Genomic DNA, 14,686 nt, shown 5'->3' on the forward strand with positions numbered 1-14,686 from the left:
AACAGATAATGACGAAAATTACTGAAGGTACACGGTCACATGCTCACCTATCTGCGTAAAAGGATCATCTCCTCGGCCCTGCCGTTGCTGGTTGTCATCGTGGGCGTTTTCGCACTGGCCCGGATGACCGGCAACCCGGCGGCGCTCTACCTGCCGTTGAATGCCACCGAGGCCATGCGAGAAGACTTCGCGGTCCGCAACGGACTTGACCAGCCGATCTGGGTACAAATGGCACAGTATTTCGGCGGAATTCTCCGTTTGGATTTCGGCGAATCGATGCGCACCGGTGAAAGCGCGGGCGCCATGGCGTTGCGGGCTTTCCCCGCAACGCTGCAGCTGGCCGGCACCACGATGGCCCTCGCGATTGTGCTGGCGGTTATTGTGGGTTCCGCCGCGGCGCTGAAGCCCAACGGCATTTTGGACAGATTCTCCAGCTTCCTGTCCATGACCGCCGCGTCCATCCCAGATTTCTGGCTCGCGATCGTAGGGATCTGGGTGTTCGCCATCACGCTCGGCTGGGTTCCTACCTCCGGGGTGGTGGGCATGGCGGCCTGGGTGCTGCCGGTGGCGACATTGGTGATGCGACCCTTCGGCACGTTGGTCCAGGTGGTCCGCGGAGCCATGGTCTCCTCACTGTCTGAACCGTATATCAAGCTGGCGCGCGCCAAGGGTGCAACCCAATATCGGGTGGTCGGAGCGCATGCATTGCGCAATGCCGCTGCCCCGGGGCTCACCGTCGCCGGTGACCTGACGGTGGGACTGGTCAATGGCGCGGTGGTGGTGGAGACCATTTTCGGTTGGCCGGGCATTGGCAAGCTGATGATCGACTCCATTCTGCAACGGGATTTCGCGGTGCTCCAGGCCTGTGTGCTGCTGACCGCGGTGGCGATCTTTGTCCTGAACATCCTGATCGATATCGGCTACGCGCTGCTGGATCCGAGGGTTCGACCCAGCGCCGGGGCGCGCAAGCGCCGCAAGGCGCGAGTCGAGCACCGTGGACAGCAAAACGGTCCAAATGCACCCACCACCCCAACTACTACCGGCTCGGCGGCGACCGCCGTGCTCGACGCTTAGGGGATAGCCATGACACAAATCCAAGATCAGCCGGTGCCCGGCAAGACGGTTAAGACATCGGTCGCCCAACGACTGGGGCGGCCGAGCATGCTGAGCATGCTGCTGCGCGATAAATTTGCCACCGTAGCCGCGGTAATTCTCGGCTTCGTCCTGCTGACTGCGGCTTTCGGGCCATCCCTGATGGGTGAACTGGCCACCAATCAAGATCTGATGTTCATGAATAAGGCGCCATTTGATCCGGCAAATGGCTGGGCCTATTTTCTGGGTTCGGATTCGCTGGGCCGTTCCATGCTTGCCCGGATGGTTGTCGCGACCCAGACCACATTGCTGGTCGCCGTTCCTGCGGTGCTCGTTGCCCTCTTCCTCGGTTCGCTCTGGGGAGTTTGGGCGGGCTATCACCGCGGCCGGCGCGAAAATATCTCAATGCGCCTGGCGGACATCATCATGTCCTTTCCCTCGTTGCTGCTTGCCGTAGTTGTTCTTTTTGTTTTCAGCCCGTCGGCTGCAAATATTGTGCTAATTCTGGCGATTACCCGCATCCCGATCTACATGCGTACCGCACGGGCCGAATCTGCCGAGCTGCAGTCGCGCACCTTTGTGGACGCGGCGCGGACCTTCGGAACCAAACCCAACTCGATTATCGTGCGGCATGTGATCCCGGTCGTCACCCCGACCCTGCTGACCCTGGCGACCCTGGAATTCTGTTTCGTAATGCTCGCCGAATCCTCGCTGTCATTCCTGGGGATCGGCATCCAGCCACCAGACGTTTCCTGGGGGCTGATGGTCGCCCAAGGACGCCAGTACCTGCAGACCGCCTGGTGGCTTTCGATCCTTCCGGGGCTTGCCATTGTGATCACGGCGGTGGCCGCCAACGTGCTGGCCGCATGGATGCGCATTGCCACCGATCCGGCCCAACGCTGGCGATTGACGCTGGATAAGCAGGCAAAGAAGGACCTCACCGCAGTAATCAAGGACGCGAAATGATGACCGAGATGCTTGAACCGACAGCGCAATCAGATCCGCCTACCGACACGGTGCTCGAAGTCACCGGACTCGACGTGGACATACGCACTCCGCAGGGAACCGTGAGGGTGGTCAGCCAGGTGAGTTTCGCCGCGCGGCGCGGCCAGACGCTAGCCCTGCTGGGCGAGTCCGGGTGCGGGAAATCGATGACCGCCAAGGCCATTGCCGGGCTGCTCGACCCGGTGGCCTCCGTCGCCGGCGGCACCGCGGTACTCGATGGCCAAGACCTGAACCAGATGAATCCGAAACAGCGCCGGGCGGTCGCCGGCCCCGGGCTGGGTATCGTCTTCCAGGACGCGCTGACCGCACTGAATCCGGTCTATACCATTGGCACTCAGCTGGGGGAGGCGTTCCGCATCCACCGTGGGGCCAGCAAGAAGCAGGCCAAAGCCGAGGCGATCGACCTGATGCGCCGGGTAGGCATACCGGAACCCGAAACCAGAGTGAACTCCTACCCGCACCAGTTCTCCGGGGGCATGCGCCAGCGCATCCTGATCGCGATGGCCGTCGCGCTCAGTCCGCAGTTGCTGATCGCCGATGAGCCCACCACCGCTCTGGACGTGACGGTCCAGGCGCAAATCATGTTGTTGCTGCGTAAATTGCGTACCGAACAGCAGATGGCGGTTGTGCTCATTACCCACGACCTCGCGGTGGTGGCGGAAGAAGCCGACGAGGTGTGCGTGATGTATGCCGGAAACGTCGTTGAGCAAGGCAGCGTCGACAAGGTGTTCTCTCACCCCACCCACCCATACACCAAGGGGTTGCTCGAGTCGGTGCCGACCGATGCGCAGCGCGGCGAAGGGCTGTCTTCGATTCCGGGCAGCCCTCCGGAACTAACCAAGATTCCTGCCGGGTGCGTCTATCAGGATCGCTGCCCGCTGGCGAGTGCTATCTGCCGTCAAGAGCGCCCGCTGCTGCGGGACACGGCAGATGGACAACGCGCGGCGTGCCACTTCGCCGAAAAGGTGTCAGCGGCCAAGACCGACAACGATGATGCCAACAACGTCAAGGAGGAAATCCGATGAGCACTTCGCCTAGTATGAGCCCCGAGAACGTGCTGGAGGTCAAGGACTTGTCCAAGACCTTCCACGTATCGGCCGGGGCCGCCGGAAGCAAAGAGCTACGGGCCCTGGACGGCATTAATCTCCATGTACGCCAGGGCGAAACCCTTGGGCTGGTCGGAGAATCGGGGTGCGGCAAGTCAACGCTTGCCCGCACCCTGATGATGCTGGAGACTCCGGATACGGGGACTGTGCGCTTTGAAGGGCAGGACCCCTTCGCCCTGCGGGGCAAGGAATTGCTTACCTGGCGACGCCGAGTGCAAATGGTATTTCAAGACCCCTTCGCCTCGCTTAATGCCCGCATGACCGCGGGGCAAATCATTACGGAGCCCTTTGCAACACACAAGGACCTGTATCGAGGAACCGCGGCCAAGAACAGAAGGCTGAATGAACTGCTGGATCTGGTGGGGCTGCGCTCAACAGATGCCGCCAAGTCTCCGCAGGAATTTTCCGGAGGACAGCGGCAGCGCATTGGGATTGCCCGGGCGCTGGCTTTGGACCCCGACCTGATCATCCTTGACGAGCCGGTCTCTGCCCTGGACCTCTCGGTACAAGCGCAGGTGCTCAATCTGCTCAACGATCTGCAGCAGGAGTTGGGCGTGAGTTACATCTTCATTTCCCACGATCTGTCGGTGGTTCGGCACGTCACCGACCGGGTCGCGGTCATGTATTTGGGCCGGATCATCGAATCTGGATCCACCGAGCAGGTCTTCGACGCGCCTCTTCATCCGTACACCGCCTCGTTGATGTCCGCGTCGCCGAAGCTTGATCCCGCTAAACGTCCGGCCCGGCGAATCGTGTTGCAAGGCGAGCTGCCATCACCGCTGGATCCACCGTCTGGGTGCCGCTTTCGCACGCGGTGCTGGAAAGCACAACCCATTTGCAGCGCAGAGCGGCCAGAAAAGATGACTAGAAATGACTCTGGTCAAGTCAGCTTGGGGATGCCCGGAGTCGGACCGGGCGCCGGAGCGCATGTGGCCGAATGCCACTTTCCTGTGGCTGATCCCTCCGAAGCGGGACTAATTCCTGCAGGTTAAACCGGCACTCGATGCACGCTGCTGGAGGCCGTGCCGGCGCTGCATGTCACGGCCTCCAGCAAGCCAGCGCGTAGCAGGCCAGATTGCATTGCATCATAGTGGCCTGCCAGATAGGTGAGTGAGGGGCGAAAGTGACAAGATGGTTCCAGACGTGTTCAACAACAAGGAGTCATCGTGAGCTACCAAGTCGGTCCCGCAGAACAGATTTCCAGAGGAGACGCTCTGCTGGTCCCCGCCAGTGACAGCGGCGCCAGCGAAGACATTGCGATTTTCCATGCAGCAGACGGCAATTTTTATGCATTGCAGGACGAATGCCCCCATGAGATCGCTTCGCTCTCCGACGGTTGGGTCGAAGGGTGCGAGGTTGAATGCCCATTGCACGCCTCCACCTTCGATTTGAAGAGCGGAAAGGTGCAGTGCCTTCCCGCCACCGATGACGCGCGCACCTACAAGGTTGCGGTAGTTGACGGGAATTTGGAGCTAGATATCTAAATGCCGTCAGTTCATATTGTCGGCGGTGGCGTTGCCGGATTTACCCTTGCGCGCGAATTGGTCAACAAGGGATATTCCGGAAGCATCAAGATCAGTGACCCCGAGGGGCTTCCCTATGACCGGCCACCGCTAAGCAAGTCGCTGCAGCGTGAGCACTTTGTTCCGCTCTCGTGGTTCGAGGAACATGGCGTGGGGCTGGTCCAGGAATCGGTCACCGAACTGAGCGTACCCACGGAGCCGGACGATTGGGTGGTGCTCGCCACCGGCACCACTCCCAACAAGCTTCAGGTGCCAGGCGCAGAATACGCGCGCAGCCTGCACAGCGGAGAAGACGCCGTTTTTCTGTCGTCGATGCTGGAAGATGGAATGTTCGGCCAACGAGTCCTCGTCATCGGCGCCGGACTGGTCGGTGCGGAGTTCGCCGCCACCGCAAAAATGCTCGGAGCGCAGGTGACCCTCGTGTCCAGCTCTTCGGCTCCGCTGTCCAAAGTCTTGGGCACAGACATGGCAACGGCGCTGCATGCCGAGCATTCCCGCCGCGGGATTACCTCGATGACGGGGGCGGTGACCGAGCTCGGTCCGACGCACGCGATGGTTTCCGGTCGGCGGATCGATGCAGAAATCATCGTTGCAGCAATCGGTGTCACCGCCGAAACCACGCTCGCAGCGGATATGGGGTTGGAAATCAACGACGGGATTGTTGTCGATGAATCCCTGCGCACCACCAGTCAGCGGCAGGTCCTTGCTATTGGGGACGCCGCGCGCATGCTTCAGCGGCCTCGTGCGGTGCACTGGGAAGCCGCCATGGAGGATGCAGCCATTGCTGCCGCAACCATCATGGGCACCGAAGCAACCGCACACTCGGTTCCTTGGTTCTGGTCTGACCGCCACGACAGCCACGTCGAAACGGTGGGGGACTTCGGCAAGGCAAGTCGAACCATTTCGCGGTTGAACCGGCGCGGCCAGCTGCAGGTACTCTTTGGTTTGGACGAGTCCGGAAGCCTGATCGCCGCATCAATGGTCGATGGCGGGCTGATGTCCAAGGCAGTTAAACGACTTATTGCCCGAGGCGTGACCCCGAGCATTGAAGAACTACGAGACCCACTGGTCGGTCCTCGCGACCTTGGACGGCAGGACCGAACATGATCACAGAACGTAATTCGCGGTTGCCCGAAGCTCTTCGCGTTCCGACGAAGCGCGTAGGAGCCGGGTGGATAGCCGCGGTCGTCATTGTCCATATCGGCATCAATGTCGGCTTTTTCGCGCCGATTCAGGTGCTGCTTGGCCTGCACGCCGAACAGCTGGACGCCAGCCAGAAAAACGCCATTCTTTCGCTGGTCACCGGTGTGGGCGCGGCGGTGTCGCTGGTTGCCAACCCGTTATTCGGTGCCTTGAGCGACCGGAGCACCTCGAAATTTGGCCGACGCGTCCCGTGGGTGATGTGTGGAACCGTCTTTGCCGCGCTGGCATTGCTCTTGATGTCCACCGCGCAGACGGTGACCATGCTGGTAATCGGCTGGGCGTTGATGCAGGCAGCCGGCAACGCGGCACTGGCCGCGATCTTCGCGGCCATCCCGGATAAGGTGCCGGTGGAACAACGCGGACTGGTCGGTGGACTGGTAGCACTGGGCCAGACCTGTGGTTCGCTTATTGGTGCGGTCATCGGCATGGTGGCCGCCTCGAACCTGGTTTTCGGCTATGCCATGGTCGCTACTGCGGTGGCGATCTGCGCCATTCCATTCGTATTGATGCGCCAGGACGTGCCGTTGCCCAAGGGAACGCTGGAACCGTTGAAACTCTTGGAATTCATCAAGAGCTTCTGGATCAACCCCCTGCAGTACACCGATTTCGGGTGGGCCTGGCTGACTCGATTCCTGCTGTATCTGGGCAGCCAACTATGTTTGGTATACCTGCTCTTCTTCTTGCAAGACGAACTGCATCATCCGGAACCAGCCACCGGGGTGCTGGTGCTGACCGCCATTTACGCCTTCTGCGTGATCTTCTCCTCGGTGATATCTGGACGCTTGTCAGATCGGGATGGGAAGCGCAAGAAGTATGTAATCATCTCCTCGGTCATCGTGGCCATTGCTGCCCTCACGCTGGCTTTCGCCTCTTCCTTTGGCACCGCAATCATTGCCGCGGTACTGCTGGGCATTGGTTTCGGAGCCTACCTAGCGGTGGATTTTGCCCTGCTAACCCAGGTCCTTCCGCATGAAGACTCACGGGGCAAGGATCTGGGCATGATCAATATTGCGAACTCCCTGCCTCAGGTCGTAGCCCCGCTTGTCGCTTGGCTGTCGGTGACTTGGTTCGGCGGATATTCAACCTTGTTCATCTGCTCCGCGGTGATCAGCCTCGTAGGTGCCGTACTGGTCACGAAGATCAAAAGTGTCCCGTAGCGGTAAATGACAATTGATTGGCTGGTGAATGAGGCACCTTTCATGGTGACTTTCACATTCTTCTTTTTCGGAGCGATGCTTCGCGGCAACGCGACCTATTGGGTAGGCCGCGCAGTGGCACGCGGGGTGGAAAACACCCGGTATCAAAGAATCATGCACGGAATTGTGTACCGGCGTGCCCAAAGATTCATTGCACGGTGGGGAATGCTTGCGGTTCCATTGTGCTTCCTCACCGTTGGAATTCAGTCTGCGGTTAATGCCTCGGCCGGGGCTAGCCGGATGCCGCTACGGCGCTACCTGCCTGCGGTGACGGTAGGAGCGCTGGCCTGGGCCTTGATTTACACGACCATTGGCATGGCGGTGTTCTACGCCTGGCTCTCGCTGGATTGGCCGTATATTGTTGCTGCCTTGTTGGCCATCGCGGTGATCGTGTATTTTTTCCTCCGCTACCGCAAGCGCAATTCCGAACGGATCAGCGGTGCCGCTTCCGAAGAGAGCATGCCTGATCAATCATGAACTCACTATGATGTTGTTCTAGAGAATGTAAAGACGTCCAAGGCGGCAAGGCCCAAAAAAACTTGGTAGTGAAAGCTGGTGCAAATAGATGCTCAATAACCCCGCGTCTGGCGAAAAAAGAACTGCCCAGCTCGATGAGCTAGACCGACGGTTGTTGGCGCTGCTCTCGGAGAATTCACGTAGAACTAATAACTCGTTGGCCGAGGAATTGGGAATTGCGGCATCCACCTGCCTGGCTCGACTAAATGCCCTACGCGACTCCGGAGTCATCTCCCGATTCACCATCGAGGTCGATCCGCAAGTTCTTGGTCGGGAGCTCGAGGCGCTGATCTTCGTCAAAATACGTCCGGGCGCACGTCACCTGATGTCCAGCTTCGCTTCGGACATGCGTGCTAAACCCGGGGTCCGCCAGCTGTTCTTCCTCGGCGGCGCCGACGATTTCGTCCTGCACGTTGCTGTCCGGAACTCCTCAGATGTGCGGCAGTTCGTCTTGGACAACCTGTCAGCGAATCCCGCGGTGGCCACCACCCAAACTTCTCTGGTCTTTGAACACAGCCATGGCACCGACGAGTATTAACGAATGGTTGCAACCCGGTTGGCACCCCTCGACGATACTGACGTTTGGATGAGAACGTATCGGGAATATGGTCCACAACGGAATCGAAGCCAGCGTGCGAAAGTAGAACGATTTGCAGGCTTCGGAAACACGCTCTCGATTCGTACTTCCTGACGATAGCGACTGGCATTATTCGAATAAAAATGCTAAGATGAACGTTCTCTTCCGAGGTGAGGCGTTTCGAAGTCGCGAACCATCGCTGATGATGCCTCGGTCGAGGCTAGCCGCATCCGCGGTTGAGTTTTGAGGAGGCCGAGAACTTAATGAGTGTTGACGTAACTGTACTGGCCGCATTGGTCACCCTTACGGCGCTTGTTGGCGCCAGTATCTATCTGGTCGCGAAATACCGGCGAACACACGCAGCAGAGATCCGCGAGTCGCTGATTCGGCAGGCAAATAAGCATGGCGTCGCATCCCCGGAGAACCTGACGAATCAGGAGCTCAAGGCACATATTCACGAAGCTAAGCGCGACCGCAAGCAAGGGCAGATGAAGACCGCCTAGCAGGTATCGGCGCGCTACCTTCAATGGCGGCGGTGAATAGAACATTTCGGATTCGCTCACCGCCGTCATTCATTTCCCCGCTCAGGCTCTTCGCTAGACCCGTCGCATTCGCCGCCTGAGTGATGATGGACGGGTCGCAAAACCTAGATTAGTTAAAGAATAAATAATCTTCAGAATCATATTTACGCTTTGATTTTTACCCTCTTTGATAAATGGCGCAAGTCACCATTTTTGCCGTAACTTCCGGTTATTCATGCGGATTGAATCACAAGGTGCTGTGACGTTGTGAACGAATTAGAGGGTTCTGTAAAAAAGGGGAAAATTTATGGGCTTTACTGGAATTACGATGTTGGCAAAAATCTAGGAGCAGAACATGGGTGCGATCCCTCTCGGCGAAGACATACTCTTGGCCCGTCATGGCGCAAGTATCGTCAAGTTTCGTCAGGATCGCAAAAACCGTGCAACTGTTGCCTATCTGCGTGGGGGCGCAACGGATTCGGCGTCGAATCTGCTCAGTGCCCGAGCGCTTAGTCCGGCAGAATCGATTAGCCGCGGAGCAGTTTCCTACCTGGAAGATGAATCGGTAGTCAGCCGCCAGGAAGTGCGCTCGCTGGTGAAGATCTCTCTCGGGTTCAGCGCCGTGATGGGAATCGTCTTCGGCGGATTGCTGCTGGCTCTGTACAAGGTCGGTGGCAACGAGGCGATCGCGTCGCTGTCGACCATGGGTGCTATGCCCTAACTCCAGAATTTTCAAGCAGCTTGGGCGAAACCTATTGGTTTCGCCCAAGCTGCTTCTGTATTGCTGGTACTTCGGCTGCGTGCGCATCTCGGAGCGCCGCTGACAAGACTCGTAATTAAGAAATTCTGGGCATAGGATGGCGACAATCCCACGGATTGGAGCCCGACATGCGTTTCGTAATGGAAGTAAACTTCGACTCCGAGAGTATGAAGCTCAAGCCACTCGAGGAGTTGCAGAAGATACTCGCGGACTGGTCGAAGAATATCGCCATCTACCCGCTAGAGCCAGGCGCTCAGGGGGACATCCTCGATGCCGAGGGTGAAGAGGTTGGCGAATGGGCGTTCCTTGATGACTAATCCCGCTTCTTAGAGAACCGCCCAATCACATAACCTATGGCCAAAGTGGCGGAGAGCACGGCCCACAGCGGAGCGGCGGTGTGGAAGAGCAGCAGTTCCACACGCACGAATTGAAGGTTCTGCAAGATAAAGACCAGCGCAATAATTCCCAGCGCGATGGCTGCCCACTGTTTGGCCGAAAGCCTTGAACTCCCAGCAGGCGTACGGCTTTGCCTCATAGCTGGTCTCGCGAAACCAGCAAGCCGAGCACCAGCGCGCGGATTCCGCGTCTAAAGGAATCGTCGCTGGTGTTGATTCCCGTCTCGCGCTGCGCCGCAACGGCCTGCGTGAAATTAGGGGTGGCATCTTGGCGATTGCTCGTGTCAAAAATGTCATGTGGCGCTGCGGTGTCCATGGCTGAGCCGAAGATGAACGACTCCAGGGCGACAATCGTCGGAACGATCTCGGATTCGGCGAGCCCGTAGTTTTTCAACGCCTTTGCCACATGCTCATACATGCCCAAGGTGCGTGGCGAATCGGCCACCGGGAGCACGGCGATAATCGGGATCAATGGAATGTGCTTGGCGAAAATATCGCGGTAGCTGGTAGCCCAGTGAATCAGCGCCTCGTGGATTTCTAGTTTTTCGAAGGCGGAGGTGTCCACCTCCGCCATCACCAATTCCTGAATCCATTGCAGCAGGTCTTGCTTGGAATCCACGTGGTTGTAGAGGGCCGAAGGCGAGACCCCCAAGGACCTGGCCAGTTGCTGCATGGTCAGTGCGTCATAGCCGTCCTGCGATACGAGACCCAGCGCGTGCTCGGTGATTCGGTCACGGTTGAGTATCGCTGTGCGTGGTCGACCGGCCCGTCGGGCACCTTCGGTGGTCATTCCAATTTCCCCCTGACGTGGCATGCTTCACAAGCGCATGTTCGTACTCTATGCTATACGCAGAGGTAAATGAACCAAATTCATTTAGCGTTGAGGAGAATTACCATGAAACAACTTGAACGTGACGTCGTTGTGATCGGTGCTGGGCCATCGGGTCTCACCGCCGCCTTCGAACTGCAAAAATGCGGCAAGACCGTGGCGGTGCTCGAAGCGCGTGACCGTGTAGGCGGGCGCACCTGGAGCGAAGAAATGGACGGCGCCACCATTGAAATCGGTGGCCAGTGGATCAGCCCGGATCAGACCGGATTGTATTCGCTGATCGACGAGTTGGGCATCGAAACCTTCGAACGCTACAAAGCGGGCAAGAGCGTCTATCGAACCACCGATGGCGAGAGCATCGTCTATGAAGGCGCGGATTTCCCGGTCGCGGCAAGCACCGTAGTCGAAATGAACAAACTCATTGAGCTGATGAATGAGCTTGCGGCACAGATGAATCCAGACAAGCCATGGGAGCACCCGCGCGCCAAGGAGCTGGACATGGTCTCCTTCCATCATTTCTTGCGCGAACATTCGGCAGACAACCTCGCCTGCGAAAACATTGGGCTATTTATCGCCGGTGGCATGCTGACCAAACCGGCGCACACCTTCTCGGCATTGCAAGCGGTGCTGATGGCATCCTCGGCAGGATCTTTCGACAACCTTGTTGATGAGGATTTCATCCTTGACCGACGCATCGTGGGCACCATGCAGGGAGTTTCCAAAACGGTGGCCGCGCGCCTCGGCGACGACGTATTCCTGGAGAATCCGGTGTTGAAGCTCGAATGGTCTGAAGATGGGGTAATCGCCCACGGAGCTACCGTCAGCGTGAAGGCCAAGAAGGCTGTCATTGCAGTTCCGCCGAACCTGTACTCGCGCATCAGCTATGTGCCGGCGCTTCCCCGCAAGCAGCTGATCACCCACCAGCACCACTCCATGGGTCTAGTGATCAAGGTCCATGCCGTGTACGAGACGCCGTTCTGGCGAGAAGCCGGGCTATCCGGAACCTGTTTCGGCCCAAGCTCCTTGGTCCAGGAACTCTATGACAACACCTACACCGGAGAAAGCACCGGTACCCTGGTCGGTTTCATCTCTGACGTCAACGCCGATGCCATGTGGGAACTGAACGAAGAAGACCGCAAGGAGCAGATCCTGCAGGGGATCTGCGAATTCCTCGGCGAGAAAGCCTTGGAGCCAAAGGTCTTCTACCTTTCGGATTTCGGCGCCGAAGAATGGACCCGCGGGGCCTATGCCACCAGCTACGACTTGGGCGGCCTCTCGCGGTTCGGCGCAACCCAAAATGACAACGTCGGACCGCTCTACTTCTCCTCCTCAGACCTCGCCGGAGAAGGATTCCAGCACGTGGATGGCGCCGTGCGAATGGGCCGCCGCTCGGCCGCACGAATCATCGCCGAGCTTGACGGGGCCAGCTACGACGAAAACTATGACGGTGTGGCTCCACTGAATAAGGTCACCGCCTAGCCATGAAATTGCTTGTAGGATACACCGCAGATCAACGCGGCGCCGAAGCCATCGAACTGGCCGCGGCCCTGGTGCAGGGCACCTTGTCACCCAGCCTGGTGATCGCGATAGTGCTCCCTGCCAGTACCCCGTTCAGCGCCGTCTATCCCGGCGGGGACCACGGATTCGACTCGATTCTCTCCGCCAAGGTCGATGAATGGGCCGCCCACGCGCTGAACCAGGTCCCGGCGGGAGTCACCGTTCGCGTGGTAGCCCGCTCGGTGCCTTCGGTGGCCGAAGGTCTGATGGAGCTGGCCGAAGACAGCGGAGCCCATGGGATCGTCTTGGGCGGACGCAAACGCCACCGGGCGGGTTTCTTCATGCCCGGTGGCGTGGCGAACGCGCTCCTGCACGCTTCGAGCGTTTCGGTGATCATGTCCAGCCCGCAAGCGCTAGCCTCGCTGCGTGCGGCCCAAGGGAGGATCACCCGCATGACAGCCTTCGTGGGGGACCGCCCCGGGGCACGCGAGGTGATCGCCAGCGCAGCTAGATTCGCCACAGCCCGTGGCGTGGATTTACGTGTGGCCACCCTCGTGGCTGACTCTGATGTGTCTGACCCGGCCACCGAGCTGAACCAGCATCTGGTGCGCACCAGGAAGTTCCTCACCGAACTGACCGACTCCATGGGACTGCAGGCATCCGTTGAAGTGGTTTCGGGGCAAAGCCTGGATGAGGCCATCGAGTCCCTGGAATGGATTGATGGCGAATTCGCCATTCTTGGCTCGGCGCGGCTTGCCGCCACCCGGCGCCTATTCATCGGTCCCAAGGCACAACGAATTCTGCGCCAGCTCAACGTCCCCATGGCCGTGGTGCCGAACTAAAAATCCGTGGAGCGGGCGCTGCCCGCACCGTGGACAGACGACGACGCCTGCCCAGCATGAACCCCAGAAGGTAATCACTATGTCGCAAGATCTCAGACGGGACACCGTCGAGCAACCGGACACCGGCCTGCACTCCAAGGGCCTGTCCACCGGCACCGTAGGCGTGCTGGGACTGGTCGTGATCGGTATTTCCTGTATTGCCCCGGCCTACACCTTGACCGCCGGTCTAGGCGCCACGGTGTCCGAGGTCGGCACGCAACTTCCGGCCATCTTGCTGGCGGGTTTCATTCCGATGCTGCTGGTGGCACTGGGCTACCGCGAGCTAAACAACGCGATGCCGGACTCGGGGACTTCATTTACCTGGGCCACCCGCGCCTTTGGTCCCATGATCGGTTGGATGGGTGGCTGGGGGCTGATCGCGGCGACGGTGATCGTCTTATCGAATCTGGCGGCCGTAGCCGTGGATTTCTTCTATATCCTCATCGCCCAGCTCACCGGCAATCAAGCGATTGCCGAGCTGACGGATAATCTTTGGGTCAACATTCCCACCACACTGGCCTTTATCGCCGCGGCGGCTTATATTTCCTATCGCGGACTGAACGCAACCAAGGTGTTTCAATATATTTTGGTCGGTTTCCAAGTATCGGTGCTGCTGCTCTTTGCCGTCATGGCCTTCACCAACAGCACGCCCTTTGACCGCACGCCGATCACCTTAGACATGTTCAACCCGGCGAGCGTGGATTCATTCTCGGCCTTTGCCGCGGGCATCTCGCTATCCATCTTCGTGTTCTGGGGATGGGATGTCACGCTGACCATGAACGAAGAAACCACCGACCCCAACAAGGTACCCGGACGCGGCGCGACCTGGACAGTGCTCCTGATCATCGCCTTGTATCTAGCGGTTTCCTTGGGAGTCCTCTACTGGGCAGGTGTGGGTGAAACCGGGCTCGGGGCAGGCAATGAAGCGAACCAAGAATCGATTTTTGCGGTGCTTTCGGGGCCGATCATGGGTCCACTGGCCATCCTGATGTCATTGGCGATTCTCTCCTCCTCGGCAGCCTCGCTGCAGTCAACCATGGTGTCTCCGGCACGCACCTTGCTCGCCATGGGCTACTACAAGGCCTTGCCGCCGAGCTTCGCCAAGATTTCGCCACGCTTCATGTCGCCCTCGGTAGCTACCATCGTCTCGGCAGCTGCCGCCGCGGTGTTCTATGTCGTGACCCGGCTGATCTCCGAAAATGCATTGTGGGACACCATCACGGCGCTCGGGCTGATGATCTGCTTCTACTACGGACTGACGGCGCTGGCCTGCGTCTGGTATTTCCGCGGTGAACTATTTACCAACGTGCGGAATTTCTTCTTCAAATTCTTGGCTCCTTTGGCCGGCGGTGTGGTGCTGCTGGTAATGTTCTTCAGCACCGCCGTCGAATCGATGAACCCCGATTACGGTTCCGGATCCGCGATCGGCAATGTGGGAATGGTCTTCATCCTCGGCGTAGGTGTGCTGCTGCTTGGCGTAGCAATCATGCTCTTCACCAGGGTGCGGCATCCCGCTTTCTTCAAGGGAGAAACAATCAAAACGCGTTGAGCGCAGCCATAATGTGCCCTCAACAAATATCATTGA

General features: G+C 58.9%; 16 protein-coding genes. 15 read left to right on the forward strand and 1 reads right to left on the reverse strand.

What is annotated here, in order from left to right; translation table 11 throughout:
* The first annotated feature begins 39 nt into the window (after window positions 1-39).
* The 12 genes from CQ017_RS05530 to CQ017_RS18045 all read left to right on the forward strand — a co-directional run bounded on the left by CQ017_RS05530 (window position 40) and on the right by CQ017_RS18045 (window position 9,816).
* Entirely contained in the window at window positions 40-1,074 is a 1,035-nt protein-coding gene (locus CQ017_RS05530) for an ABC transporter permease (RefSeq protein ID WP_105552887.1), read from the forward strand.
* 9 nt (window positions 1,075-1,083) lie between these two features.
* Window positions 1,084-2,058: an ABC transporter permease gene (locus tag CQ017_RS05535; protein WP_105552888.1), complete on the forward strand. Its 975-nt coding sequence runs from the start codon at window positions 1,084-1,086 to the stop codon at window positions 2,056-2,058.
* On the forward strand, window positions 2,055-3,122 hold the full coding sequence (locus CQ017_RS05540) for an ABC transporter ATP-binding protein (RefSeq protein ID WP_308727243.1): 1,068 nt from the start codon (window positions 2,055-2,057) through the stop codon (window positions 3,120-3,122). The genes CQ017_RS05535 and CQ017_RS05540 overlap by 4 nt, the downstream gene beginning before the upstream one ends.
* Window positions 3,119-4,195: an ABC transporter ATP-binding protein gene (locus CQ017_RS05545; protein ID WP_105552890.1), complete on the forward strand. Its 1,077-nt coding sequence runs from the start codon at window positions 3,119-3,121 to the stop codon at window positions 4,193-4,195. Before CQ017_RS05540 ends, CQ017_RS05545 begins: the two co-directional genes overlap by 4 nt.
* Window positions 4,196-4,369: 174 nt before the next feature.
* Window positions 4,370-4,687: a non-heme iron oxygenase ferredoxin subunit gene (locus tag CQ017_RS05550; RefSeq protein WP_105552891.1), complete on the forward strand. Its 318-nt coding sequence runs from the start codon at window positions 4,370-4,372 to the stop codon at window positions 4,685-4,687.
* Window positions 4,688-5,833 (forward strand): NAD(P)/FAD-dependent oxidoreductase, encoded by a 1,146-nt coding sequence (locus CQ017_RS05555; RefSeq protein ID WP_105552892.1) that lies wholly within the window; start codon window positions 4,688-4,690, stop codon window positions 5,831-5,833. It abuts the gene before it with no gap.
* Window positions 5,830-7,086 carry an MFS transporter gene (locus CQ017_RS05560; protein WP_105552893.1) on the forward strand — a complete coding sequence of 419 codons (1,257 nt, stop codon included), beginning with the start codon at window positions 5,830-5,832 and terminating at the stop codon, window positions 7,084-7,086. The genes CQ017_RS05555 and CQ017_RS05560 overlap by 4 nt, the downstream gene beginning before the upstream one ends.
* Before the next feature lie 42 nt (window positions 7,087-7,128).
* Window positions 7,129-7,602, forward strand: a complete 474-nt coding sequence (locus tag CQ017_RS05565; protein WP_258133509.1) for a DedA family protein — start codon at window positions 7,129-7,131, stop codon at window positions 7,600-7,602.
* Window positions 7,603-7,690: 88 nt separating this feature from the next.
* Window positions 7,691-8,179: an Lrp/AsnC family transcriptional regulator gene (locus CQ017_RS05570; RefSeq protein ID WP_105552895.1), complete on the forward strand. Its 489-nt coding sequence runs from the start codon at window positions 7,691-7,693 to the stop codon at window positions 8,177-8,179.
* A 302-nt stretch (window positions 8,180-8,481) separates the two neighbouring features.
* Window positions 8,482-8,721: a hypothetical protein gene (locus CQ017_RS05575; RefSeq protein WP_105552896.1), complete on the forward strand. Its 240-nt coding sequence runs from the start codon at window positions 8,482-8,484 to the stop codon at window positions 8,719-8,721.
* Between the two features lie 373 nt (window positions 8,722-9,094).
* The gene (locus CQ017_RS05580) at window positions 9,095-9,460 is read left to right on the forward strand and encodes a hypothetical protein (protein ID WP_105552897.1); all 366 of its coding nucleotides are present in this window, start codon (window positions 9,095-9,097) and stop codon (window positions 9,458-9,460) included.
* A 167-nt stretch (window positions 9,461-9,627) separates the two neighbouring features.
* A complete protein-coding gene (locus CQ017_RS18045) occupies window positions 9,628-9,816 on the forward strand; it encodes a hypothetical protein (RefSeq protein WP_105552898.1) in 189 nt (62 codons plus the stop codon).
* Window positions 9,817-10,030: 214 nt separating this feature from the next.
* On the opposite strand, the gene CQ017_RS05595 is transcribed toward CQ017_RS18045, so the two are convergent.
* Entirely contained in the window at window positions 10,031-10,684 is a 654-nt protein-coding gene (locus tag CQ017_RS05595; RefSeq protein ID WP_105552900.1) for a TetR/AcrR family transcriptional regulator, read from the reverse strand.
* Between the two features lie 105 nt (window positions 10,685-10,789).
* On the opposite strand from CQ017_RS05595, the gene CQ017_RS05600 reads away from it, so the two are divergent.
* From CQ017_RS05600 to CQ017_RS05610, 3 genes are all read left to right on the forward strand, one after another.
* Window positions 10,790-12,202, forward strand: a complete 1,413-nt coding sequence (locus CQ017_RS05600; RefSeq protein WP_105552901.1) for an NAD(P)/FAD-dependent oxidoreductase — start codon at window positions 10,790-10,792, stop codon at window positions 12,200-12,202.
* Window positions 12,203-12,204: 2 nt separating this feature from the next.
* Complete coding sequence (locus tag CQ017_RS05605) at window positions 12,205-13,062, forward strand: universal stress protein (RefSeq protein ID WP_105552902.1); 858 nt, start codon at window positions 12,205-12,207, stop codon at window positions 13,060-13,062.
* A gap of 79 nt (window positions 13,063-13,141) precedes the next feature.
* Window positions 13,142-14,650 (forward strand): APC family permease, encoded by a 1,509-nt coding sequence (locus CQ017_RS05610; RefSeq protein ID WP_105552903.1) that lies wholly within the window; start codon window positions 13,142-13,144, stop codon window positions 14,648-14,650.
* Window positions 14,651-14,686 lie beyond the last annotated feature (36 nt).

This window comes from Arthrobacter sp. MYb224, assembly GCF_002975455.1.
In the GTDB taxonomy this organism is placed as follows: Bacteria; Actinomycetota; Actinomycetes; order Actinomycetales; family Micrococcaceae; genus Glutamicibacter.